Annotated in this window: 22 protein-coding genes; 10 read left to right on the top strand and 12 right to left on the bottom strand. The window is 64.9% G+C overall.

Going from position 1 to position 23,117, the window contains the following annotated elements; translation table 11 throughout:
- Positions 1–10 precede the first annotated feature (10 nt).
- Genes C7451_RS01440 through C7451_RS01430 form a run of 3 tightly spaced genes read right to left on the bottom strand, consistent with a single transcriptional unit; the run spans position 11 to position 3,120 of the window.
- A complete protein-coding gene (locus tag C7451_RS01440; protein ID WP_110297187.1) occupies positions 11–934 on the bottom strand; it encodes an NAD(P)H-dependent flavin oxidoreductase in 924 nt (307 codons plus the stop codon).
- A complete protein-coding gene (locus C7451_RS01435) occupies positions 935–2,080 on the bottom strand; it encodes a thiolase family protein (protein ID WP_167398390.1) in 1,146 nt (381 codons plus the stop codon).
- On the bottom strand, positions 2,077–3,120 hold the full coding sequence (locus C7451_RS01430; RefSeq protein WP_110297185.1) for an NAD(P)H-dependent amine dehydrogenase family protein: 1,044 nt from the start codon (positions 3,118–3,120) through the stop codon (positions 2,077–2,079). The genes C7451_RS01435 and C7451_RS01430 overlap by 4 nt, the downstream gene beginning before the upstream one ends.
- Before the next feature lie 136 nt (positions 3,121–3,256).
- Here C7451_RS01430 and C7451_RS01425 point away from each other — a divergent pair, with 136 nt between their 5' ends.
- Positions 3,257–4,960 carry a class I adenylate-forming enzyme family protein gene (locus C7451_RS01425; RefSeq protein ID WP_110297184.1) on the top strand — a complete coding sequence of 568 codons (1,704 nt, stop codon included), beginning with the start codon at positions 3,257–3,259 and terminating at the stop codon, positions 4,958–4,960.
- Positions 4,961–4,967: 7 nt separating this feature from the next.
- Here the strand turns inward: C7451_RS01425 and C7451_RS01420 are convergent, their stop codons facing one another.
- On the bottom strand, positions 4,968–6,488 hold the full coding sequence (locus C7451_RS01420) for a carotenoid oxygenase family protein (RefSeq protein ID WP_244181479.1): 1,521 nt from the start codon (positions 6,486–6,488) through the stop codon (positions 4,968–4,970).
- Positions 6,489–6,618: 130 nt separating this feature from the next.
- Here C7451_RS01420 and C7451_RS01415 point away from each other — a divergent pair, with 130 nt between their 5' ends.
- From C7451_RS01415 to C7451_RS01390, 6 genes are all read left to right on the top strand, one after another.
- Positions 6,619–7,158: a nuclear transport factor 2 family protein gene (locus tag C7451_RS01415; protein WP_208625113.1), complete on the top strand. Its 540-nt coding sequence runs from the start codon at positions 6,619–6,621 to the stop codon at positions 7,156–7,158.
- A gap of 64 nt (positions 7,159–7,222) precedes the next feature.
- The gene (locus C7451_RS01410) at positions 7,223–8,185 is read left to right on the top strand and encodes a winged helix-turn-helix transcriptional regulator (protein WP_244181478.1); all 963 of its coding nucleotides are present in this window, start codon (positions 7,223–7,225) and stop codon (positions 8,183–8,185) included.
- 232 nt (positions 8,186–8,417) lie between these two features.
- Complete coding sequence (locus C7451_RS01405; protein ID WP_110297183.1) at positions 8,418–9,311, top strand: SDR family NAD(P)-dependent oxidoreductase; 894 nt, start codon at positions 8,418–8,420, stop codon at positions 9,309–9,311.
- 2 nt (positions 9,312–9,313) lie between these two features.
- Positions 9,314–9,868 (top strand): nuclear transport factor 2 family protein, encoded by a 555-nt coding sequence (locus C7451_RS01400; RefSeq protein ID WP_167398389.1) that lies wholly within the window; start codon positions 9,314–9,316, stop codon positions 9,866–9,868.
- Positions 9,865–10,617 carry an SDR family oxidoreductase gene (locus C7451_RS01395; protein WP_110297181.1) on the top strand — a complete coding sequence of 251 codons (753 nt, stop codon included), beginning with the start codon at positions 9,865–9,867 and terminating at the stop codon, positions 10,615–10,617. The genes C7451_RS01400 and C7451_RS01395 overlap by 4 nt, the downstream gene beginning before the upstream one ends.
- Position 10,618: 1 nt before the next feature.
- A complete protein-coding gene (locus C7451_RS01390) occupies positions 10,619–11,146 on the top strand; it encodes a nuclear transport factor 2 family protein (RefSeq protein WP_110297180.1) in 528 nt (175 codons plus the stop codon).
- 76 nt (positions 11,147–11,222) lie between these two features.
- Here C7451_RS01390 and C7451_RS01385 read toward each other — a convergent pair whose 3' ends face one another.
- The 8 genes from C7451_RS01385 to C7451_RS01350 all read right to left on the bottom strand — a co-directional run bounded on the left by C7451_RS01385 (position 11,223) and on the right by C7451_RS01350 (position 20,260).
- Positions 11,223–13,580 carry a TonB-dependent receptor gene (locus C7451_RS01385; RefSeq protein WP_110297179.1) on the bottom strand — a complete coding sequence of 786 codons (2,358 nt, stop codon included), beginning with the start codon at positions 13,578–13,580 and terminating at the stop codon, positions 11,223–11,225.
- 174 nt (positions 13,581–13,754) lie between these two features.
- Entirely contained in the window at positions 13,755–14,933 is a 1,179-nt protein-coding gene (pobA, locus tag C7451_RS01380) for a 4-hydroxybenzoate 3-monooxygenase (RefSeq protein ID WP_110297178.1), read from the bottom strand.
- Positions 14,930–15,871 carry a Gfo/Idh/MocA family oxidoreductase gene (locus C7451_RS01375; RefSeq protein ID WP_110297177.1) on the bottom strand — a complete coding sequence of 314 codons (942 nt, stop codon included), beginning with the start codon at positions 15,869–15,871 and terminating at the stop codon, positions 14,930–14,932. Before C7451_RS01375 ends, pobA begins: the two co-directional genes overlap by 4 nt.
- The gene (locus C7451_RS01370) at positions 15,868–16,710 is read right to left on the bottom strand and encodes a class III extradiol dioxygenase subunit beta (protein ID WP_110297176.1); all 843 of its coding nucleotides are present in this window, start codon (positions 16,708–16,710) and stop codon (positions 15,868–15,870) included. The genes C7451_RS01375 and C7451_RS01370 overlap by 4 nt, the downstream gene beginning before the upstream one ends.
- On the bottom strand, positions 16,711–17,121 hold the full coding sequence (gene ligA / locus C7451_RS01365; protein ID WP_110297175.1) for a protocatechuate 4,5-dioxygenase subunit alpha: 411 nt from the start codon (positions 17,119–17,121) through the stop codon (positions 16,711–16,713). It lies immediately after the preceding gene.
- Entirely contained in the window at positions 17,115–18,140 is a 1,026-nt protein-coding gene (locus tag C7451_RS01360) for an amidohydrolase family protein (protein ID WP_110297174.1), read from the bottom strand. The genes ligA and C7451_RS01360 overlap by 7 nt, the downstream gene beginning before the upstream one ends.
- A complete protein-coding gene (locus C7451_RS01355; protein WP_110297173.1) occupies positions 18,137–19,000 on the bottom strand; it encodes an NAD(P)-dependent oxidoreductase in 864 nt (287 codons plus the stop codon). Before C7451_RS01355 ends, C7451_RS01360 begins: the two co-directional genes overlap by 4 nt.
- A gap of 54 nt (positions 19,001–19,054) precedes the next feature.
- Positions 19,055–20,260 carry a LysR family transcriptional regulator gene (locus tag C7451_RS01350; protein WP_110297415.1) on the bottom strand — a complete coding sequence of 402 codons (1,206 nt, stop codon included), beginning with the start codon at positions 20,258–20,260 and terminating at the stop codon, positions 19,055–19,057.
- 97 nt (positions 20,261–20,357) lie between these two features.
- On the opposite strand from C7451_RS01350, the gene ligK reads away from it, so the two are divergent.
- The 3 genes from ligK to C7451_RS01335 all read left to right on the top strand — a co-directional run bounded on the left by ligK (position 20,358) and on the right by C7451_RS01335 (position 23,113).
- Entirely contained in the window at positions 20,358–21,029 is a 672-nt protein-coding gene (gene ligK, locus C7451_RS01345; RefSeq protein ID WP_110297172.1) for a 4-carboxy-4-hydroxy-2-oxoadipate aldolase/oxaloacetate decarboxylase, read from the top strand.
- Positions 21,030–21,176: 147 nt separating this feature from the next.
- Positions 21,177–22,229: a 4-oxalomesaconate tautomerase gene (locus C7451_RS01340; protein WP_110297171.1), complete on the top strand. Its 1,053-nt coding sequence runs from the start codon at positions 21,177–21,179 to the stop codon at positions 22,227–22,229.
- On the top strand, positions 22,226–23,113 hold the full coding sequence (locus C7451_RS01335; protein WP_110297170.1) for an amidohydrolase family protein: 888 nt from the start codon (positions 22,226–22,228) through the stop codon (positions 23,111–23,113). The genes C7451_RS01340 and C7451_RS01335 overlap by 4 nt, the downstream gene beginning before the upstream one ends.
- The last annotated feature ends 4 nt before the right edge of the window (positions 23,114–23,117 follow it).

Here is a 23,117-nt window from a genome sequence, read left to right as displayed (position 1 = left end):
AGGGCTGCGGTCAGCGCGCTCCGGCGCATTGGCCCAGCCGCTGCGCTGCGGCACGAAAGCCTGTCTCGATCTCGTCGACGATTTGCGCGACAGGTTCGACCGCACGAACGGTGCCGACGCCCTGCCCTGCCGCCCAGAGATCCTTCCACTTGGCGTGCGGATCGCCGCCATAATCGCGAGTCGCAGGCTTGCCGAGGTCCCTGGGGTCGTAACCGCAGGCGACCAGCGAGGGGATAAGCCAGGACGCCGGCGTGCCGGTGATCGCCGGACTGACCACCAGATCCTCGATTCCGCTGTCGACGACCATCTGTTTATAGCCCGGTATTGCCATGCTCTCTTCTGCCGCGAGGAAGCGCGTGCCCATATAGACAAGGTCCGCCCCGGCGGCGATCGCCCCCGCCAGCGCCGCGCCATCGGCAATGCCACCGCCGACGCAGATGATGCCGTCGAACTCTGCGCGCAGCGCGGTGATAAACGCGAAGGGCGACAGAAAGCCGGTATGCCCGCCCGCCCCGGCCGACACGCAGACCAGCCCGTCCGCGCCTGCCGCCGCCGCCTTGCGCCCCAATGCGACCGAGATCACGTCCGCCAGCACGATGCCGCCATAGCCGTGCACGGTCTCCACCGCCGGAGCCGGGCTGCCGAGCGCAGTGATGACGATCGGCGGCTTGTGCTTGGCGATCAGCGCAAGGTCATCGGCAAGGCGCTGGTTGCTGCTGTGCGTGACGAGGTTCGCCGCCCAGAGCCCCGGCGCACCCTGCGTCTCGGCCACAATGCGCGTCATCCATGCATCGAGGTCCGCTACCGTGCGACAGTTGGGCGTGGGGAAAGCCCCGATGATGCCGGACTGCGCCGCAGCGATCACCATTTCGGGGCCGGACACCAGAAACATCGGCGCGGCCACCACCGGCAGGCGCAGTTTGTCGATCATCATTCAGATACGCTCCAATATGGTTGCCACGCCCACGCCCTGCGCCCCGGTCGCCACGACCAGGCCCAATGTGCCGCCGCACTCGACCAATGCGTCGATCAGGGTCGACAGCAAGATGCCACCGGTCGCACCCATGGGATGGCCCTTGGCGACATGGCCGCCGCTGACGTTCACCTTGTCCGGATCGGGCGCGCGGTCGCGCAGAAATTTGGCGTGCGTGACGGCAAAGGCCTCCATGAACTCGATCCGGTCCATATCGGCGAGCCTCATCCCGGCCTTTTCGAGCACCTTGTCCATGGCAGCAAAACCGGCGGTCAGCGAATCCCACGGATCGCCGCCGACTTCCACATGTGCGACGATCCGCGCAATGGCCCCCTGGCGCGGGCCGATCAACGCCAGTGCCGCGCCGTCGGTCATCGGCGGCGCATGCGCGACCGTGTGACGATGGTCGATCTGACGATCTCCCAAGATCGAGCGATAGGCCTCGGCGAGCGGCGGAAAGGCCGGCGGCAGCGATTGCAACCGCTCGAGCGTCATCGGCCGCACCGCTTCCTCATGGTCCAGCCCAGCCACTGCGATGCGCGACGCGATCAGGCCAGGCCTATCCTCTGCCGCTGCGGCGCGCGTTTGCGAAACCAGCGCGACCGCATCCAGCTCGTCCCGCGTGATCCCCTCCTTCTCGGCGAGCAGATCGGCGGCGAGCGCAACCTGCATGTAGCGCCGGTCAGGCGGCATGTCGGTGGCGGTGTAATAATCCGCCTTGTCGGCCATGAAGGCGACCTTCGACAGCATCTCGACCCCGCCGCCCAGCGCCCATTGCGCCTGGCCAGAGGCGACCGCTGCCGCCGCCGCACCCACCGCCGACAGGCCCGAGGCGCAGAAATTGTTGAGCGTATGCACCGCCACCCCATCGGGCAGATCGGCCTTGAGCTTGGCGATCAGCGCGATATGCCCGCCCTGCGCACCGACCTGGCCGACACAGCCCAGCGTCATGCGTTCGGCGCGCCCGCGCGGATCGGCCCCGCGCGCCTCCATCGCATCGACCAGATGCGCGACCAGCCCGTGCGGTGTTTCCCCAGCGAGTCCGCCATCGGGCCGCGCCTTGCCGCGTGGGGTGCGCAGTGCAACGTGCAGATAGGCCTCGCTCATGCCGGGGCCCTCCACGTGCTCGGCGGCTGAAAGGCAAACAGGCCGGGCGGCGCGGCGATCACGGCGGGGATGGCATTGATCGCCACCGCCACGGTCGCATCGGTCAGCGCACGCGAGGGCGGCGCGTTCGGATCGGATTCGGTAATGTCCATGGTCAGATGGATATTGGGCCGCCCCTCGATCCGAACGTCCCAATGCCCGCGTCCGCCTTCGTGCAGTGCGGGATCGGCGGTCCAAAGGATCGACAGGGTGAAGCGCGCGCCGCACGCGTAATGCGCGGTCCAGCGCCATTCGGTCGCGGCGACCGTTCCCTCGGGGATCGTACCTGCCGGAATGACGATATCCGCCGGGGCCAGCGTGAGCTGATGATCGGGTTCGATTCGTGCAACCTTGGTGCCCATCTGGTGCCCGGCAAAGACCAGCACTTCGGAGAAGAGCGCGCGATACAGTTCGGCCAGCGGCCCGGTGCGGATATCGCGCACCGCAGGATCGCTGCCCAGCCCCATCAGCTCGAACACGAAGGCCGCACTCGCCATGGCCGAGGCATCGACCGTTTCGCTGACCTTGATATGCTCGACCTCGACCGACATCGCGGTCGCGGCGAGTGCGATCCGCTCGACGATCATCCCGGGGCTGACACCCACGCCGGCCAGCGTTGCCCCTCCTTCGAGCGCGGCGAGATGCAGACGATCGGCATAATCTGGTCCCTGGGCTGCAGGCCAGTGGAATCCTGCGGTGGAAATGACGTTCTTGCCAGATCGCAGCAGCGCCTCGACATGCGGGACCAGCGCGTCATAGGGCAAGGTGATGCGCGGCGTGTGGATCACGACATCGGCGGGTGTCGCCAGCGTTTCGGCAAGGTCGTGCGTCGCCACCACACCGGTCAGCGGTCGTCGCGCGATCTCGCCGGCATCCTTGCCCGCCTTGGCCGCCGAATAGACGTGCACGCCCGCCAATGCGAGCGCAGGATCGTCGATGATCCGCCGCAGCGCGGTGCGCCCCATCGCACCGGTCGCCCATTGAATCACTCTGAATGCCATGCCCGCCCTCCCCTGGCGCTGTCTCCCTGAGCCATCTCATCTGAGGCTCGAATAATCGCACCCCGGGCCGCAGCTCTGGCTTGCCTTGGGTTTAGGTATCTTTATGAAAGCTGTAAAGCACAGACAGGAGAGAGCGATGTTTCTGACCCCGGCAGAGCGAATTGCGGACTATCAGGCGCGCGGCTGGTGGGAGGAAATCGGGGTCGATGCGCTGCTGCGCCAGGCGGTTGCGGAACGCGGCGCCACGCTCGCGCTGGTCGATCCGCTCAACCGCAAAACGCTCGACGGCTGCGCACCCGAGCGGCTGAGCTGGAACGAGCTCGATGCCCGGGTCGATGCCATGGCCGCCGCGCTGATCGCCCTGGGGCTGGAGCGCGACGACGTGATCTGCGCGCAACTGCCGAACACCGTCGATGCGGTGATCCTGTTCCTCGCGGTCGCGCGGCTGGGGCTGATCATCAGCCCGATCGTGATGCAGTATCGTGAGCACGAGCTGGGCCATATCCTGTCGCTCACCGATGCCCGCGCCTTTGTCACCGTGCCGACGTTTCATGGCCACGACTATGCCGCCATGGCCGCCGCACTGATCGCCGAACGCCCCGGCATGATGCTGCTGACCATGGGCGCAGCACCGCATGGCGCCGACCTCAGGGCCCTCGCTGCCAGTGCCGATCCGGCGAGCGTCGCTCCCTGGTGCGCCGCGCATCCGGTGGCGGGCGGCGAAGTGCTGACCATCTGCTGGACCTCGGGCACCGAGGCGCGGCCCAAGGGCGTCCCGCGCGATCACAACCACTGGGTGCTCAACGCCAAGGTCATCGTCTGGGGCACGGGCATGCAGCCCGGCGACGTGCTGCTCAACCCCTTTCCGCTGGTCAACATCGCCTCGATCGGCGGGCTGATGCTGCCCTGGCTCGAGGTGCGCGGCACGATGGTGCTGCACCATCCCTTCGACCTCAGCGTCTTCCTGAAGCAGATCGAGGCCGAGCACGTCACGTACACGATCGCGCCCCCGGCAGTTCTCACCGCGCTGCTCAAGCAGCCGCAAATTGCCGCATCGGTCGATCTGTCGTCGCTGCGCGCGATAGGCAGCGGATCGGCCCCGCTCACCCCCTGGCTGATCGAAGGCTGGGCCGAAACGCATGGCATCGAGATCTGCAACATCTTCGGATCGAACGAGGGCATGGCGCTGATGTCCTCCCCTATCGACGTGCCCGACCGGACAGAGCGGGCGCATTATTTCCCGCGCTTCGGCGCCGAAGGCGTGGATTGGGACAGTCCGGTTTCCGCCGTGATGCGCACCCGGCTGGTCGATCCGGAGACGGGCGCGATCATCACCGAGCCGGGCCGACCGGGCGAGATGCACATTTCCGGCGGCACCGTCATCTCGGGCTATTGGCGCTCGCCCGAGCTCAATGGGGCGAGCTTCGACGGCGAATGGTTCCGCACCGGCGACCTTTTCGAGATCGCGGGAGATGGCGCGCTGTCGCGCTTCTACCGCTTTGTAGGCCGCTCGAAGGAGATCATCGTGCGCGGTGGGGTGAACATCTCGCCGGCGGAGATCGACGAGCTGCTGGTCAGCCTGCCGGGCGTGCGTGAGGCGGCGAGCGTGGGCATTCCCGACAGCGACCTTGGCGAGCGCATCGCGGTCGCCGTGGTGGTCGATGATGGGATCACCCCGCCCGATGTTGCGGCAGTCGGCGCACATCTGGCAGCAGCAGGCGTTGCAGTGTTCAAGCGCCCGGAACGGCTGGTCGTGCTTTCCGCGCTGCCGCGCAATGCGATGAACAAGGTGGTCCGCGCCGATCTGCGCGCGGCGGTGTTGGCGGCGCTGGAGAGTTAGGCGGCGCTCAGGCCGCCGTCGCCATCATCCGTTCGCGCCGTGCTGCCCGCTCGCGCAGCGCCTGCTTGTCGCGCTCCAGCACCTCGCGCTCAACCCAGTGCGAGTGCGTGCCGCTGCTGATCTTGTGTGGCAGCGCGATGCGGCAGATGGGGCCATCGGCAAAGCGCTTGCAGTCGATGATGATGCACTCCGACGTTCCCTGGTTCTCGTCGATAACGAAGCTCACCAGATAGCCGTCATCCTCGTCCTCGGCCCCCACACGCGGGGCGAACGGCGCTTCGGACGCATAGCGACCTTCGGGCAGCATGATCGTGGTCGACTCACCCGTCTGGAGGTCGTGTTTGACGAAGCCATTGAACAGGAACCAGCCGGGCCTGGTCGTGGTCGAATAGGCATAGCGATAAGGCTGCGCCAGATAGCGCTGATTGATCATCCCGAATTCAACCAGCTGGTCGCCGAGCGATTGCTCGCGCGTTTCGCCAGTCCGCAGGTTGAAGCGCCAGCGATGCAGCGTCGGCTTGAAGCTGTTCTCGTCGATATGCGCCATCATCGCACCATAGCCGCCATCATGCGGCAATGGGTCGGGCGTGGGATTGTTCTGGAAATAGCCGTCGAGCACCACCTCGTCGCCCTCTTCCCAGGCGTTGAGCCAATGCAGCACATAGGTGGGCGCGGCATCGAACCAGCGGATGTCGCCGGGATCGTTCCGGTTCACCAGCGCAAAGCGCGAGGGCAGATCGTGCAGCCGCACCGCATGGATATTGTGCTCCAGCAGCGCCTCATCCCAGAAGACCGGAAAGTCGTTGAGGATCGCCCAGTTCTCGCTGAACGCCATGTCGTGCGGGAGACGCGGTCCGGGCAGCGGCACGGGCGTGTAGCTTTTCAGCCGCCCATCGGCATCGACCACGCCATAATGCATGTACGGCGCGTGCTTGGAATAGTTGAAGAACAGCAGTTCGCCGGTGCGCTCATCGACCTTGGGATGCGCCGAGATACCGTCGATCGGCACCCAGGGCGCGGGGCCCAGCTGTTCGAGCGTTTCGGGGTCCATCACATAGCCTTCTCCGCACTGGTAGAAGGTCGCGATCGCCTGGCCTGCGTGCACGATGATGTCGGTGGAGGCACTGTCCTTCAGGCTGCCATGCGCGCCGAAACCAGGGCGGCGCGACAGGCTGGGCTTGTCCTGCAGGCCGCCCCAGAGCGATCCGCCCGCCTCCTGCTCCGCCTGGAAGCAGCGCGAGCGGACGAAACGGTTGCGATAATGCGCCTTGCCACTGCGGAAATCGATCTGGTGGATCATCCCGTCACCATCGAACGGATGATATTTGCCCAGCGGCTGGTGAACCTGGTTCTCGGTGTTGCGCAGGTAGATGCCGTCGATATCTTCAGGGATAGCCCCCTCGATCACTTCGAGATCGAAGGCGTTCACCTCTTCATGCTGCGGAGTCCAGGCTCCGGTCAGATAGGGGTGGTTGCTTGGCTGCAGCGTGCTGCGAATTGCGGGCAGCCGCTCGATTTTCATGGCCATGTCCTCGCCTCTTCCCTGGCTTATTCGATCGTATGGAATCGGATAGCAGAATGGTCTAGTTACGCAAGTCTCTTTGCGGTACACCGTTGCCGCAGGCCGGGCTCACCGGCCGCATCAATCGGAGGATGCCATGAACAGATTTCGTATCGCGCTGCTGGCGCTGACCGCCATGACGGGGCTCACGCTGCCCAGCGTGGCGCACGCCGAATCCACCCCGGCAGCCGCCGCCCCCCAGCCCTTCACCTCAAAGCAGGAGAGCATGATGACCGACCCCAAGATTGCCGTTGTCGAAAAGATGATCGACGCCTGGAACCGCCGCGACTGGAAACTGGTGGGCGATCTGTTCGCCGAGGATGGCGTGCTGCATTCGATGATGATCGAACCGGTCAAGGGCCGCAAGGCGGTCGCCGAACGGATCAATGCGCTGGGCGAAGGCATCGAGAGCATCACGCTGCACATCCACAATATCGGCCGCATCGGCGATGTCGTGGTGATCGAGCGGACCGACGAGTTCACCTACAAGGGCCATCATGGCAAGGTGCCGGTTGTCGGCATTCTCGAGGTCGAGGGTGACCATGTGAAGGTCTGGCGTGAATATTATGATCGAGCCGAACTGCTTCGCGAAATGGGGATAGGTGAAGAGTTTCACAAACCCGCTACGGCGCATTGAATAACAGGGGCATGCCGGAGCGAAAGGCTCGACGTATCGCTCCGGCATGCTTATTGAGGTCAGCGTGACTGTTGAACCGCAACTCATTCGTACCTGCTCGATCTGGAGGGCGCTGGAGGTGGTGGGCGATGCGCCCACGGTGCTGGTGATCGAGGCGATCTGGCTGGGCACCCGACGCTTCGATGCGCTGCGCAAGCGCACCGGCCTGCTGAAGGCGCTGCTCAGCGACCGGCTCAAGCGGCTGATCGCCAATGGCATGATCGAGAAATGCCCGAGCAGCGATGGCGGCAACCGGCACGAGTATGTGCTGACGCAAAAGGGCCGCGATCTCTACTGGACCTCGCTGATGCTGCTGCGCTGGGAACAGCGCTGGGGTGCGGGGCGCACCAAGCTGCGGGTCGAGCTGACGCACAAGAGCTGCGGTCAAGTGTTCGAGCCCGAGCCTGCGTGCAAGGCGTGCAACCAGACGATCGATGCAACCCAGGTCGAATGGGAGCCCGGCCCCGGTGTCGGCCTGATGGAGCCGGTCTATTCGCGGCGCCGCCAGCAGCGTGAGACGACACAGGACGCCACGACCCTGTTCGACGAGGCAGCACGCATCATTGGCGACCGCTGGGCCAGCCTGATCATGCGATCGATCTTTACCAACATCAACCGGTTCGACGATATCCGCCGCGACACGGCCATCGCCACCAACATCCTGGCCGAGCGACTCGCCTGGCTGACTTCGATCGGCGTGATCCGGCAGGAGCAATATGTCGACAGCCCGCCACGTTACGAATATCGCCTGCGACGCAAGGGCGTGGATTATTATCCTGCGCTGCTGATGCTGATGATGTGGGGCGACAAGTATTTCTGCTCGCCTGCCGGCCCACCTGTGCTGCTGACCCATCGCGATTGCGGGCAGCGGCTGGAACCGCAGGTGGTCTGCTCGCACTGCCGCGAACCGCTCGAAGCGCACGAGGTCGACTTCCGGCTGATCGAGGTTGCTGGGGCAGAGGACGAGAAGCACGCGGTTTCGGCCTGACACCGCTGCTCGGCCATGACGCAATTCATCGTCACCCCCGCGAAGGCGGGGGTCCCGCTACTTCGGATAGGGTGGAGGAAGCGGGATTCCCGCGTTCGCGGGAATGACGAAAATACCCTTGGTTGAAACTAGCCGCAGCCTGGCCCAGACCAAGCTGCTTGCGCACCCGCATTTATCACTTTCATTATCATACCAAACTGATTAGCCTCTTCCCAGCGGGAGAGAGACAATCATGGATTCCAGCGTCGAACGCGCGGTCATCGTCACGGGTGCGGGCAAGGGCCTGGGCGCCGCCTTTGCAAGGGCGCTGGCATCCGAAGGCGCGGCGGTGCTGGTCAACAACCGGCTGCGCAAGGGCCAGCCTGACAGCGCCGGAGCGGTCGCCGACGCGATCCGCGCACAGGGCGGTCGCGCGATCACCAATTATCAGGACATAGCCGCGCCCGGCGCAGCCCAGGCGCTGGTCAAGGCGGCGCTTGACGCCTTTGGGCGGATCGATGCCATCGTGTTCAATGCCGGAATCATCGGCCCGGCGGCCAAGCTGCCCGACATGGACATGGCAGCGCTGGGCGAGGTGCTGAACACCAATTTCCTCGCGCAGGTCGCGCTCGCCCAGGCCGCATTGCCGCATCTGCTGCAGAGCCCTGCGGGGCGGATGGTGTTCGTGTCCTCGTCGGCAGGGCTGCACGGCGTGCGCGGGCGCATTCCCTATGCCGCCAGCAAGGGCGCATTGAACGCCATGGCGCTGACGCTCGCAGATGAACTGAAGCGCACGCCGATCAGGGTGAACGTGCTGTGCCCCTATGCCTCCACGCCGATGACATCGCAGGATGGTGTCGCGGGCGATCCCCGGCTCGATCCTGCCTATGCGGCCGGAATGGCTGCCTATCTCGCGAGCGAGGCGTGCAGCGTCAACGGCCAGATCTTCCTCGCCGGGGGCCGCCGCTATCGCCGCGCGCGCATGGTCGAGGGGCGCGGTGCTTCCGCCCCCGATGACAGCACCGCTTGGGTGGCAGAGCATCTCGATCAGATCGCGTCGATGGACGGCGCGCGCGAATTTCCGGGTGCCGAGAGCGCCTTTGCCGATCTTTACGCCAGCATAGACATAACCAGTACCGGAGGATGAGGATGCGATTGACCGTGGAACGACTGCTCGACCGGCAGGAGATAGAAGACATATTGATCGGCTATGCACGCGGAGCGGACCGCGCCGATGTCGATCTGATCCGCGCCGCCTATCATGCGGACGCGATCGAGGATCATGGCGGGGTCTATGTGGGACCTGCCGCCGATTATGTCGCGCTGATGGCCAAGATCCTGCCCACCGCGCCGCTGATGTCGCACCTTTGCACCAACATTTCGGTCGAGTTCGTCGAGGCCGATCTGGCCGTGACCGAATGCTATTTCCTCACCTTCTCGCGCCGCGAGGCCGAGAGCGGATCGTTCGACAGCCTGACCATGGCGCGCTGCGTCGACCGGTTCGAGCGGCGCGACGGCGCGTGGAAGATCGCGCACCGCCGCCTCGCCTGGGAATGGAACCATGAAATGCCGATCAACGAGACCTGGGGGCGTGGCATGATCATCCCCGATATCGGCAAGGCCGTGCGCGGCGCGAAGAAGCCCGACGACATTCTGTATGGCGCCTGGGCGCGCCAGCGCAGCGGTGAGGAGATCGCAGCATGAAGATCGAGAGATGCACCGCCATCGTCACCGGTGCCAATCGCGGCATCGGATTCGGCTTTGTCGAGGAACTGCTCGATCAGGGCGCGGCAAAGGTCTATCTCGGCGCACGCAAGCTGGCCGATGCCGAGGAAGCCGCGCGCAGCACGGGGGACCCTCGTGTCGTACCGGTCCAGCTCGATGTCACCAGGGCTGAGGATGTAGCTGCCGTCGCGGCGCGCTGCACCGATGTCGATCTGGTGGTGAACAATGCGGGGGCCTTCCATCGCCAGACGTTGTTGGAAGCCGAGGACATGCGCTTCGCGCGCAACGAGATGGACACCAACTATTTCGGCATGCTGGCTATGGTGCGGGCGTTCGCGCCGGTGCTCAAGGCCAATGGCGGCGGCGCGATCGTCAACGTGCTGTCGGCCGGCGGCATCTGCGCGGTGCCGAACATGGGCGGCTACAGCCCCAGCAAGTTCGCGGCACGCGCCGCGAGCGACTGCCTGCGCGCCGAGCTCGAGCCGCAGGGCACGCATGTCGCCGCCCTGATCGTCGGGTCGGTCGATACCCGCATGGCCGAGCATGTCACCTGGCAGGCCAAGTCGAGCCCGCGCGATATCGGCAAGGCAGGGCTGATGGCCGCCGCGCGCAAGGTCGATGAGCTCGACACCGATCCGCATGCCGAGTCCGTCCGCGCATTCCTGGCGCGTGATCCGTACACATTGAAGCGCTCGATGGCCAAGGCGCTGCACGACGGGAGGCGCTGACATGAAATATGCCAACACGCTGGAGACCATGCTCGCCAAGCAGGACATTGCCGATTGCCTCGCCCGCTATGCGCGCGGGGTCGATCGCGCCGATGGCGAGCTGCTGCACAGCTGCTATTTCGACGACAGCATCGAGGAGCATGGCTCGAGCTATTCGGGCCCGGCGCGCGCCTATATCGACGGCGCGATCCAGCGGATGCAGGGCGGCGATGTCATGGGGCATTACCTGTGCAACCTGCATGTCGAGTTCGAGAGCGACACCCTCGCCTATGCCGAATGCTATGTGCTGACCTTCGCGCGCTTCCCCAAGGACGGGGAGCGCTGGGACACGCTGACCGGCGGGCGCATCGTCGACCGCTTCGAGAAGCGCGACGGCGAATGGCGCATCGCGCATCGCAAGATCACGCTCGACTGGAACCGCGACATGCCGATGGCGGAGGGATGGTGTCTGGGCATGTTCAAACCAGAAGACCCGCGCATGCATATCGGTGAAAAGGGCAAGGGGGACTTGAGCTACAGCCGCTTCTGACCTTTGCTGACATCCACAAACAAAAGGGCAGCCGGATCGCTCCGGCTGCCCTTTTGTTTTGCCCTGATCGGGCCGTTCAGAACCTGACCGAAACTTCCGCGCCATATTGGCGCGGAGCGCCCAGGCGGCTGACTTCATCGCCAAAAAAGGCAATGATGTTAGTGCGATAGAGCGTGTTGGTGAGGTTGCGGCCCCAGAGCGAGAAAGTGACATCGCCATTGCCGGGGGTGAGCGAAATGCGCCCGCCAAGCTGACCATAGCCGTCTTCGCGCTGAAGGTTGTCGGGCGCCCAGAACAGCCGCGCCTGGTGGCTGTAATTGACGTTCATGCGCAGCGCATCGGACCAGTCGCCAATATCGGTGACGAAATCCGCCGCGACATTCCACTGCGCCTTGGGCGTGCGCTGCAGGAAATTGCCCGAATTGTCGTTGCCGAGCGAATCGATGAACGCGATGTATTTGGTGTCGAGCAGCGTCAGCCCGCCCGATAGCGTCAGCCCCGTCGCCACCGCGACGGTCGCTTCCGCCTCGATGCCCTGGATCTTGGCGTCCGCCGCATTGTCGGTAATGTTGCACAGGCACGCTGCAGAGGTCTGGGTGACCTGAAGGTTCTTGTACTTCATGTCGAACAGCGCGACGTTGAGCCGCAGTCGGCGGTCGAACAGATCAAGCTTGCCGCCGATTTCGAAGCTGGTCACCGTCTCCGGATCATAGCTGGAAACCGCTGCTGCGGCATTGGCCGGATCATCCTCGAAGCCGCCGCCCTTATAACCGGTCGAGAACGTGCCGTAGAACAGCATGTCGTCATTCGGCTTGAACTCGATCGTGGCCTGCGGCGTGATCTCGCTCCAGCTGTCCGAATAGCGTGCGGTAAAGCTCTGGCCTTCGCGGAACGTGCCCGCGAGCGGGGTGAGTGCGACCTGATCATTGGGGTTGAACTTGTCGCCGCCTTCGGTCGCCGTGCCGGTCACGATGCCGCCCTTGCGGTCGCGCGAATAGCGGATACCCGCGACGACACGCAGCTTCGGCGAGAAGCGATAGCCGAGCTGGCCGAAAAACGCATAGCTCTCGTTGGTCGCGCGGTTGTCCCACCGGCTTTCGCCTGACAGGGTGGTGAGCACCGTCAACGGAACTTCGGCCCAGAAGCGGTCAAGCTTGGTCACCTTGTCGTGCTGGTAATAGGCACCGAAAATCCAGTCGAAGCCGCGATCGGACTGTTCTTCGGATACCACGCGCAATTCCTGGCTGAACTGGCGGATATCCTCGTCCTCGTTGACCGGGAAGGTGAACAGCGTCGGCGAGATGACGCCGAAACCGTTGTCCGGGCCGATGCCGGTCTGGTCATAGACGTTGAACGCCTCTCCCTTGCGATAGCCGGTGATCGACGAGAGCGTTCCGAAGCCGCCAAGCCCCTGGTCCATGCGCAGCGACAGGCCCCAGGCCTCGCGGTTGAGCTGCTGCGGCGTGTCGGCCGTGTCCCCCTTGTAGCGCGGCCATTCGGGCAGGCCCTCGCGCAAGCGGAGCGGACGGCCGCGAATGACTCCGATGGCAGCGCGCGCCGCGCTCCACGGACCCGAACCTGCGGCAGGGCCATCGATCGCTACCGAATGGAAGCCGTTGGACTCGTCCTTGGTATAATCAAACACCAGCCGCGCGGTGAAATCGCTGTCATCGGGCTCGACCATCAGCTGGCCGCGGAACTGGATGCTGTCGACGTCATCCAGATCGACATCGTGCAGCAGGTCCTGGTTGAAACCGTCGCGGTTGCGATACTGGAAGCTCAGTCGTCCGGTCAGCGGCCCGCTGATCGTGCCGGTGACATGTCCCCTTGCCAGCTTCTCGTTGTAATTGCCGTAGGATACCGTCATCCCCGCGCCGAAATCCGCCTGGGGACGCGCGCTGTAGATGCTGATCGCGCCGCCCACGACGTTGCGACCCAGCAGCACGCCTTGCGGCCCGCGCACCACTTCGACCCGCTCGATATCGTACATGTCGAAGTTGAACAGGCCCGAGCGGCCGACATAGACGTCATCGACAAAGATACCGATCGACTGGTCCGCCGACGGGCTGTCGAGCCGGGTGTTGGTGATGCCGCGGATGTTGAATTCCTGATCGATCGGCGACAGCGCGGTAAAGCTCAGCGACGTGGCCTGCCCTGCCAGATCCTCGAAACTCAGGATGCGCGCGGCCTCGATCGATTCCGCGCTGAAGGCCGAAATAGCAGCCGAGGTATCCTGCACCGTCGAATCGCGGCGCTGCGCGGTCACGACGATGTCGGCAATCTGCGGTCCCTGGCTGTCCTGCTCGCTCCCGGCCTGCTCACCTGCATCCTGCGCGGCGGCTGGCGTGGCGACCGCCGCGATCAGCGCCAGGCCGATCGCGGTCATCGAAAAACGGTTGAATCGGCAACGCGCAACAAGATTGTGCTTCAGCATCAATCAGTTCCTCCCCTCAATGCCAGCGCTTGTCGCCGGTCACTTGCAATACTAGACTTATGATAAAGGTTCGTCAATGCAAGTTACTGTTGCCGCTACGGGAACATGGCAAAACGCCCGATCAGCGGAACTGACCGGGCGTGAAATGGCTGGCAATTTGGGGATATCGCTCGGTCAGACAGGCAGCCCGACATAGTTTTCCGCAATCGCGGTCTGCATCGCGGGTGATCGGGACAGATAGTCCATCTCCGCCACTTGCATCTGCCGTTCGAACGCGTTCTGATCGGGAAAGCTGTGCATCAGCCTGGTCAGCGACCAGCTGAACCGTTCCGACTTCCAGATGCGCGCCAGCGCGCGGTCGCGATAGCCGAGCAGTGCGGATTCGTCCTTGCGCCGATAATGCGCGATGATCGCATCCGAGAGATAGAGCACATCCGATGCGGCAAGGTTGAGCCCCTTGGCCCCGGTCGGCGGCACGATATGCGCCGCATCGCCCGCCAGGAACAGCCGCCCGTAATGCATCGTCTCGAACACATAGGACCGCAGCGGCGCGATCGACATTTCGAGCGCCGGGCCGCGCGTCACGCCATGTTGCGAGATGCCGTTGAAGCGCAGTTCCAGCTCGTCCCACAGCCGGTCCTCGGGCCAGTCCTCGATCCTCTCGGTGAGCGGCACCTGGATGTAGTAGCGGCTGCGCGTCGGCGATCGCATCGAGGCGAGCGCGAAGCCGCGCGGACCGTTGGCATAGATCAGCTCGTCATGACAGGGCGGCACATCGGCAAGAATTCCCAGCCAGCCGAACGGATATTCGTGGATGTACTCGCGCGCCAGATGCTGCGGAATCGCGCGGCGCGAGGGTCCGTGAAAACCGTCACAACCGGCGATGAAATCGCATTCGAGCGTCACCGGCGCGCCGTCCTTGGCATAGGTCACCTTGGGATGCGCGCTGTCGACCCCGTGCAATACGAGATCGCCTGCCTCGAACACGATCTCGAGATCGCGCTGCGGCGCGGCGGCGATCAGGTCGCGGGTCAGTTCGGTCTGGCCATAGACGACCACGGTCTTGCCGGTCAGCGCCTTGATGTCGATGCGGACCATCTGGTCGCCATCGGCCAGGTTGAAACCGTCCTCGACCAGCGCCTCGCGGTTCATCCGCTCGTCCAGCCCCAGCCGTTTCATGAGATCGGTAGTCACCGTCTCGAGGACGCCTGCCCTGATCCGGCTCTCGACATGCTCGCGGCTGGCGCGCTCGAGCAGCACGCAGTCGATCCCTTCGGCCTTGAGCAGGTGGCCGAGCAGCAGCCCGGCGGGGCCTGATCCGATGATCGCGACCTGGGTGCGGCGCGCAGTCATGCGAGCAACTGCGCTTCGAGTTCGCCGAGCACGCGGTAGCAATCGAGCACCTGTGCGACCGAGCTGTTGGGCTCGCGCCCCTCCCGGATCGCGGCGATGAATTCGCGGTCCTGCAGTTCGATGCCGTTCATCGAGACATCGACCTTGCTGACGTCGATCGGCTCTTCCTTACCGTTCACGAGATCGTCGTAGCGCGCGATATAGGTCGCGCTGTCGCCGATATACCGGAAGAAGGTGCCGAGCGGGCCGTCATTGTTGAAGCTGAGCGACAGCGTGCAGATCGCGCCGCTCTCGCTCTTGAGCTGGATCGACATGTCCATCGCGATGCCGAGATCGGGATGGTGCGGGCCTTCGAGCACGTTCGCCTTGACGATGCGGCCTGCCTGATAGGCGAACAGGTCGACCGTGTGCGCGGCATGGTGCCAGAGCAGATGGTCGGTCCAGCTGCGCGGCTCGCCCTTCGCGTTCATGTTCTTGCGGCGGAAGAAATAGGTCTGCACGTCCATCTGCTGGACGTTGAACTCGCCCGCCTTGATGCGATTGTGCACGTACTGATGGCTGGGGTTGAAGCGCCGGGTATGGCCGACCATGCAGGTGAGGCCCGTTTCCTGCTGCTTGTCGAGCACGGCCTGCGAATCCGCCCAGCTGTCGGCCAGCGGAATCTCGACCTGAACATGCTTGCCCGCATTCATGCAGGCGATCGCCTGCTGCGCATGCATCTGGGTCGGGGTACACAGGATGACTGCATCCACGTCGTCGCGCGCCAGAGCGTCATCGAGTTCGGTCGACGCGTGGGTTGCGCCGTATTTCTGCGCCACCGCTTCTGCCTGCTCGAGGCGTCGGCTGATGATCGAGACGATCTCGACCCCGTCGATCAGCTTCAGTCCGTCGAGATGCTTTTCACCAAAGGCGCCGGCACCGGCCAGGGCAATTCTCATGTGTTGGGCTCCAGTACGATATGGCCGATGGCCGTGTTGCTGCAGGGCACGTGATAATGGCGGTGCAAGGTCTTCACCTTGTGGCCCAGCGCGCCGCGCATGATCAGCCACATCACCATCTCGATGCCCTCCGATCCCGTCTCGCGCAGATATTCGATATGCGGGATATGGCGGACGGCATCATCCTCCGCCTCGAGCAGGTCGAGAAAGCGGTTGTCCCATTCGGGATTGATCAGGCCGGCACGCGCCCCCTGCAGCTGGTGCGACATTCCGCCGGTGCCCCAGATCTGCACGTTGAGGTCTTCCGGGAAGCTCTCGACCGCGCGCGCGATCGCCTCGCCCAGCGCCCAGCAGCGGTTGCCCGAGGGCGGCGGATAGGTGACGACATTGACCGCAAGCGGAATGACCGTGGTCGGCCAGGCCTCGCACGCGCCGAACATCATGCTGAGCGGCACGGTCAGGCCATGGTCGACGTCCATCTCGTTGATGATGGTCATGTCGAACTCGTCGAGGATCAGGCTCTGTGCAATATGCCAGGCAAGATCGGGATGGCCGATGACATCGGGCACCTTGCGCGGCCCCCAGCCCTCGTCGGCGGGCTTGTAGCGCTCGCCGCAGCCGATCGCGAAGGTCGGGATGAAGCGCATGTCGAAGGCGGACGCATGGTCATTATAGACCAGGATCACGACATCGGGCTTTTCCTGCTTCTCCCATTCGCGGGTCCAGTCATAGCCTGCGAAGATGGGGCCGAAATAGTCGTCGCGCTCCTTGCCCTGGTCGTGCGCCACGCCCAGCAGCGGCACATGGCTGCTGCCCACACCTGCGGTAATCCGGGCCATCTATCGTCCCTCCCTGATCGAGCGAACGCCTTCAGGCGAGCGGCCGCCGTCGAGCATCATCTGGCGGTATTCGGGCCAGCTCATGTCGGTCATCGTGCTGACCGCCTGCGCGAAGGCGATGCCGTCGGTGGAAAACAGCTTGGACAGAAAATAGATATTGCCGCCGATATCGAGCAGCGCGTTGTAATCGCGCGCCAGCACCGCCTGCTTGGCCTCTTCCGATATCGCCCATTCGTCCAGATAGCCGCGCTCATCAGCCTTGAAGCGCTCGCGGTTCTCCGGCTTCATCAGGCTCATCGCGAACTGGTTGAGATGATAGCCCTGGCGTGCGCGCGCGGCCGTGAACACGCGCGTGCCTGGAATATCCTCGAACTCGGCCAGATAGGCGTGAATGTCGAGATGGCTCACAATCCGCGCTCCTTCAAAAGGGCATCAAGCCGGGGGAAGACGCGGCGGGCATTGCCTTCGAAGATCATGTGCCGCTCGGCATCGCTGATCTCGAGCGCGTCGACATAGCGCTTGGTATCGTCGAAATAATGCCCGGTGGTGGGATCGATGCCGCGCACCGCGCCGACCATCTCGCTGCCGAACAGGATGTTCTTGTTGTCGATCACATCGGCGAGCAGGTCGATGCCCGGCTGGTGATAGACGCAGGTGTCGAAGAAGATGTTGTTCATCAGATGCGTGTCGAGCGCGGGCTTTTTCAGCATGTCCGCAAGGCCCCGGTAGCGACCCCAGTGATAGGGAACCGCGCCGCCGCCATGCGGGATGATGAAGCGCAGTCTCGGGAAATCGGCGAACAGGTCGCCTTCCAGCAGCTGCATGAAGGCGATGGTATCGGCCGCGATATAATAGCCGCCGGTGGCGTGCATCGCCGGGTTGCAGCTGCCCGAGACATGGATCATCGCCGGAACGTCGAGCTCGACCATCTTCTCGTAGAAAGGGTACCAGTAGCGGTCGGTCAGCGGCGGATGGGTGAAATGACCGCCGCCCGGATCGGGATTGAGGTTGCAGCCGATGAAGCCGAGTTCGGTGACGCAGCGCTCCAGCTCCTCGATCGATCCCGCCATGTCGGCCTTGGGGCTTTGCGGCAGCATGCACACGCCGGCAAAGGTTTCGGGAAACAGGCCGACGACGCGCGCGATCAGGTCGTTGCAGCGCCGTGCCCATTCGCGCGCCACCGCCTCGTCGCCGACATGCGGCGCCATGGCCGAGGCGCGCGGCGAGAAGATCGTCAGGTCCGCGCCGCGTTCCCTGATCAGGCGCAACTGATTGGCTTCGATCGTCTCGCGGATCTCGTCGTCCGAGATTTCGGGATAGGGCAGGCACGGCATCCCGGCCTTGAACGCGGCCTTTTGCTCCTCGCGCCAGGCGTCGTGCGCCTTGGGCAGGACCGTATAATGGCCGTGGCAATCGATGATCAGGGTCATGCGGTTCTCTTGAATTGCGGCGTTTCGAGTGCGGCGAGCTTGGCGGTGAGACCGGCGGGCGGCGACAGGCGCAGCGTGCCGATCTCGCGCTGGCGCTGGATCGTGCCGCGCGTCATCACAGGATCGACGCCGAGGTCCGCGAGTGTCGCCGCCACCTCTTCCATCTCGGCGGCGCGACGAAGCCCGTGCGCCATCATCCGGTCGAGATTGTAATCGAACCGCTCGGCCCAGCCCTGCGGCTTCCAGCTGGCATCGAGCGACGCGGTAACCGCATCGAGCACGCCAGCGCGGGAAGCAGCCATCGCGCATTCGGCCGAAAGTGCCTCCAGCCCCTTGACCATGACCGAGCGGATCATCTTGATCGCCGAAGCCTGGCCGATCGCGTCTCCGGCGATCGACACATTTGCAAAACCCAGCGCCTGCAGCACCTCGGCGGCGTCGGCGGCATGCGGGCCGGAAACGAGCAGCGGCACGTTACGGCGCTGCGGCAGCACCGGGGCCATCACTGCGACATCGACATAGCGCCCGCCCACAGCTTCAATCAACGCGGCCGCGTCGGCCTTGCTCGCCGGAGCGACGCTGTTCATGTCGAGCCAGAGGGCGCCGCTCTCCAGCATCGGGGCATAACTGCGCGACGCCGCTACCGCCTGATCGGCGGTGACCAGGGACAGCACCACCCCGGCGCCGGCCAGTGCTGTGGCAGCATCATCCTCGCCGCGCACGCCCGCATCGGCATAGGCGGCCAGCATCGCGCCACGCTCTGCCAGCATGTCGGTCTTGCGATCGAACGCGCGCGCACCGGGCCAGGCAAAGGCTCTGCCCGCCTCGCCAAAGCCGATAAAGGTTGCGTTGCCCATCATGCGAACGGCCTAGGCGATGGCACGCACCCGCCACCAATCCAATTGCACCCCAGCTTATTGGTTTTCGTGAAGTCTTGTTTCGTTCGATGCCTGGTGGATGAGGTCGATCAGCCGTTGCTGCGCCTGTGTCGGCCGCCAGCCACGGCGTGTCGTCAGGCCGATGGTTCGCACGGTCCCCGGCAGATCGACGTCGATCCGCACCAGCATTCCAGCGTCCAGCTCCACGGAAATCTGATCGGGCGACAGCAAGGTCAGAAGATCGCTCTGCATGATCAGGCCGCGGATCACCATCACCGACCCGCATTCGACCGGCACCGGCGGTGGATCGCCCGCGAAAAGCGCCTGCCAATGGGCGCGCAAGGGCGTGCCCTGCGGACCGACGACCCAGGACTGCGCCTGCAACTCGGCGAGCTCGACGCGCCGTCCTGCCAGCGGATGGCCGTTGCGCGCAAAAACCGCCAGCCGGTCTGTAAACAGGGGAACCTGCTCCACATCGGACGGCGGTGTCTCCCGCAGTGCACCGATCATGGCGTCGATCACGCCATCGAGCAGCGGATCGATCAGTTCCCGCCACGAGCCCTCGATCACATCGACCACCGTGCCTGGGCAGTCCTCGAGAAAATGCGCGATCGCACGCGGCACAACCAGTGCGCGACTGAGCGGCATCGCGCCGATGGCGATCCGCGTTGCGGGGTGAGTCTCGCCCAGAGCCTCGGCGATACCGGCGGCAAGTTCCCCCGCAGCCAGGCGCACCCCTCGCCCCATCGCTCTGCCGGCGGGCGTGAGCGCCATGCCGCGGCCTCGGCGCTCGGCCAGGACCTGCCCGCCAATCTGCTCCAGTTCGCGCACTGCGCGATGGATGCCGGGCAGCGACAGGCCGCTCGCGGCCGCTGCCCCCGCAAAGCCCTGCGCATCGGCAAAGTGCAGGAAAGCCTGGAGCTGGGTGCTGGTCATCAGCTGTTCGGGGCGGGAAAAGCCCCGTGTGCTCGCCCTGCCCGGCCGCCGCACCGCCAGCGACAGATGAGCGAAAGCCCGCTCCACGCGATCGGCCAGCGCCGTCCCTGCAGGGGTCGGTTCCACCCCGCCCGGATGGCGGTCCAGCAGCTGCACACCCAGTTGCCGTTCGAGCTTGGCCATGCCCTGGGTCAGCGCAGGCTGCGAGAGTCCGGCGGTGTCTGCCGCACGGTTGAGGCTGCGCAGGGCCACCACGTTGACCAGCGCGCGCAGATGCCGCAGATTGAGATCGAAGGGTTTGATCATCTGCATCATAGATAGCAAAAACTTATTACTCGTCCACAATCTGGATTGGCATCAAACAGGCGCGCGGGGCCACGGCAGCAGCACAAGGAGCATGGCCATGGGAATTGTCGTCCAGAATATCGAACGCACCGATCTTGCGGTGGTGGATGGGCTCGGGAGCGCAGGCGTCGCGACCGTGCACGAGGCGCAGGGCCGTATCGGCCTGATGGCGCACCATATGCGCCCCATCTACGCGGGCGCGCGCATCGCGGGCAATGCCGTGAGCATATCGGCCCCTCCCGGCGACAACTGGATGATCCATGTCGCGATCGAGCAGCTGCAGCCCGGCGATATCCTCGTCCTGGCGCCGACCAGCCCGTGTGTTGACGGCTATTTCGGCGATCTGCTGGCGACCAGTGCGATGGCGCGCGGCTGCCGGGGGCTGGTGATCGATGCGGGCGTGCGTGATGTGCGTGACCTCACGCAGATGGGCTTTCCGGTCTGGTCCAGGGCGGTGTTCGCGCAAGGCACGGTCAAGAACACCCTGGGCAGCGTCAACGTGCCGATCGTCTGCGCGGGCGCCGCAATCGATCCGGGCGATGTGATCGTCGCCGATGACGATGGCGTGTGCGTGGTCAAGCGCGCCGATGCGCAGGCGGTGCTGGAAAAGGCCCAGGCGCGCGAGGCAGCGGAAGAGGCGAAGCGCCGGCGTCTGGCGGCAGGCGAACTCGGCCTCGACATCTACGACATGCGGCCTCGGCTAGCCGAAATGGGGCTGAAATATGTTTGAGCCGATCTCCCGATCCCTCTGCCCTCGGGAGAGGGAGGGGGCCCGCGCGGCGCAGCCGCGGGGGAAGGGTGAGGGTGATGCCTGCCCCGTCGCCCTCACCCTTCCGGCGCTTTGCGCCTCCTTCCCTCTCCCGATGGGAGAGGGAATATGAGCGCCGCCCGCTGCATGTGGATGCGGGGGGGCACGTCCAAGGGTGGCTATTTCCTGAAATCCGACCTGCCCGCCGACGCCACCGAGCGCGATGCGTTTTTGTTGCGCGTGATGGGTTCGCCCGACCCGCGCCAGATCGACGGCATGGGCGGCGCGGACCCGCTGACCAGCAAGGTCGCGGTGGTCAGCAGATCGGATCGTCCCGGTGTCGATGTCGATTACCTGTTCCTGCAAGTGTTCGTCGATCAGGCGATCGTCACCGATGCGCAGAATTGCGGCAACATCCTGGCGGGCGTCGGCCCGTTTGCGATCGAGCGCGGGCTGGTCGCGCCTGCGGGTGATGTCACCCGCGTCGCCATTTTCATGGAAAATACCGGCCAGGTCGCCGTCGCCAGCGTCGCGACGCCCGGTGGCTTGGTGCGCTATGACGGCGATGCGGCGATCAGCGGCGTGCCCGGTACCGCCGCACCCATCCCGCTCGTCTTTCAGCATACCGCCGGCTCCTCGTGCGGCGCACTGCTGCCTAGCGGAAACGGCGTCGACGAAATCGATGGCGTCGCGGTGACATTGATCGACAACGGCATGCCGTGCGTCGTGATCGCCGCTGCGGACATAGGCATCACCGGCTATGAGGACCGCGACACGCTCGATGCCGATGCGGCGATGAAGGCCAGGGTCGAGGCGATCCGCCTCAAGGCCGGACCGTTGATGAACCTTGGCGATGTGTCGGCCAAGTCGGTGCCCAAGATGATGCTGGTCGCCGCCCCGCGCGATGGCGGCGCGATTGCGGTACGCTCGCTGATCCCGCACCGCGTGCATGCCTCGATCGGTGTGCTCGGTGCGGTCAGCGTTGCCACCGCCTGCCTGATCGAAGGCTCGCCCGCCGCAAGGGTGGCGAGCGTTCCCAATGGCCTGACCAAGACGCTGGGCGTCGAGCATCCCACCGGCGTTACCGAATGTGTCGTCACCGTGGACGAGCAGGGCCAGCCGGTCGAGGCCGGCATGCTGCGCACCGCGCGCAAGCTGATGGATGGAGAGGTTTTCGCATGACCACCACCGACGCCGAAGGCCGCATCCGCAGCTGGACCCTGACGCCCAGCAAGCCGCGCTTCATACAGCCGCCGGGCGCGGTCGATGCGCATTGCCATGTGTTCGGGCCACAAGCCGACTTTCCGTTCAGCCCCAAGGCCAAGTACCTGCCGCAGGATGCCGGGCCCGATGCGCTTTTCGCCCTGCGCGACCATCTGGGCTTTGCGCGCAATGTCATCGTCCAGGCGAGCTGCCACGGGACCGACAACAGCGCGACTCTGAACGGCATAGCGCGGTCGAACGGGCTCGCGCGCGGGGTCGCGGTGGTCGATCCGGCGATCCCGGACGCGGAGCTCGATGCGCTGCACGCCGGGGGCATTCGCGGTGTCCGGTTCAACTTTCTCAAGCGGCTGGTCGACGATGCCCCCAAGGACAAGTTCCTCGATGTCGCGCGGCGGATCAAGCGCCTGGGCTGGCATGTCGTGGTCTATTTCGAGGCGGACATATTGGAAGAGCTACGCCCGTTTCTGGATGCGATTCCCGTGCCGATCGTGATCGACCATATGGGCCGCCCGGATGTGACCCAGGGACCGGACGGCGCGGACATGGCCGCGTTCCGCCGCTTGCTCGACAGCCGCGACGATATCTGGACCAAGGTCACCTGTGCCGACCGGCTCGACGCCGCCGGCCCGCCTTATGCCGATTTCGTCCGCGCGGTGCGCCCGCTGGTCGAGAACTATCCCGATCGCGTGCTCTGGGGCACCGACTGGCCGCATCCGAACATGGAGAAGGTGCTGCCCGATGACGGGCATCTGGTCGATACCATCCCCGAAATCGCGCCCACGGCCGAGCTGCAGCACAAGCTGCTCGTCGCCAACCCGATGCGGCTCTACTGGGCCGACTGAGGCC

The organism is Blastomonas natatoria, from assembly GCF_003201955.1.
Taxonomy (GTDB): domain Bacteria; phylum Pseudomonadota; class Alphaproteobacteria; order Sphingomonadales; family Sphingomonadaceae; genus Blastomonas; species Blastomonas natatoria.
Note: the sequence above shows the minus strand (reverse complement) of the source record. Positions and strands in the feature narration are given on the sequence as shown.

Bases quoted from the DNA above. Each gene is read 5' to 3' on its own strand.
- C7451_RS01440 (WP_110297187.1), bottom strand. From the start codon at position 934: ATGATGATCGACAAACTGCGCCTGCCGGTGGTGGCCGCGCCGATGTTT.
- C7451_RS01435 (WP_167398390.1), bottom strand. From the start codon at position 2,080: ATGAGCGAGGCCTATCTGCACGTTGCACTGCGCACCCCACGCGGCAAG.
- C7451_RS01430 (WP_110297185.1), bottom strand. From the start codon at position 3,120: ATGGCATTCAGAGTGATTCAATGGGCGACCGGTGCGATGGGGCGCACC.
- C7451_RS01425 (WP_110297184.1), top strand. From the start codon at position 3,257: ATGTTTCTGACCCCGGCAGAGCGAATTGCGGACTATCAGGCGCGCGGC.
- C7451_RS01420 (WP_244181479.1), bottom strand. From the start codon at position 6,488: ATGGCCATGAAAATCGAGCGGCTGCCCGCAATTCGCAGCACGCTGCAG.
- C7451_RS01415 (WP_208625113.1), top strand. From the start codon at position 6,619: ATGAACAGATTTCGTATCGCGCTGCTGGCGCTGACCGCCATGACGGGG.
- C7451_RS01405 (WP_110297183.1), top strand. From the start codon at position 8,418: ATGGATTCCAGCGTCGAACGCGCGGTCATCGTCACGGGTGCGGGCAAG.
- C7451_RS01400 (WP_167398389.1), top strand. From the start codon at position 9,314: ATGCGATTGACCGTGGAACGACTGCTCGACCGGCAGGAGATAGAAGAC.
- C7451_RS01395 (WP_110297181.1), top strand. From the start codon at position 9,865: ATGAAGATCGAGAGATGCACCGCCATCGTCACCGGTGCCAATCGCGGC.
- C7451_RS01390 (WP_110297180.1), top strand. From the start codon at position 10,619: ATGAAATATGCCAACACGCTGGAGACCATGCTCGCCAAGCAGGACATT.
- C7451_RS01385 (WP_110297179.1), bottom strand. From the start codon at position 13,580: ATGCTGAAGCACAATCTTGTTGCGCGTTGCCGATTCAACCGTTTTTCG.
- pobA (WP_110297178.1), bottom strand. From the start codon at position 14,933: ATGACTGCGCGCCGCACCCAGGTCGCGATCATCGGATCAGGCCCCGCC.
- C7451_RS01375 (WP_110297177.1), bottom strand. From the start codon at position 15,871: ATGAGAATTGCCCTGGCCGGTGCCGGCGCCTTTGGTGAAAAGCATCTC.
- C7451_RS01370 (WP_110297176.1), bottom strand. From the start codon at position 16,710: ATGGCCCGGATTACCGCAGGTGTGGGCAGCAGCCATGTGCCGCTGCTG.
- C7451_RS01360 (WP_110297174.1), bottom strand. From the start codon at position 18,140: ATGACCCTGATCATCGATTGCCACGGCCATTATACGGTCCTGCCCAAG.
- C7451_RS01355 (WP_110297173.1), bottom strand. From the start codon at position 19,000: ATGATGGGCAACGCAACCTTTATCGGCTTTGGCGAGGCGGGCAGAGCC.
- C7451_RS01350 (WP_110297415.1), bottom strand. From the start codon at position 20,260: ATGATCAAACCCTTCGATCTCAATCTGCGGCATCTGCGCGCGCTGGTC.
- ligK (WP_110297172.1), top strand. From the start codon at position 20,358: ATGGGAATTGTCGTCCAGAATATCGAACGCACCGATCTTGCGGTGGTG.
- C7451_RS01340 (WP_110297171.1), top strand. From the start codon at position 21,177: ATGAGCGCCGCCCGCTGCATGTGGATGCGGGGGGGCACGTCCAAGGGT.
- C7451_RS01335 (WP_110297170.1), top strand. From the start codon at position 22,226: ATGACCACCACCGACGCCGAAGGCCGCATCCGCAGCTGGACCCTGACG.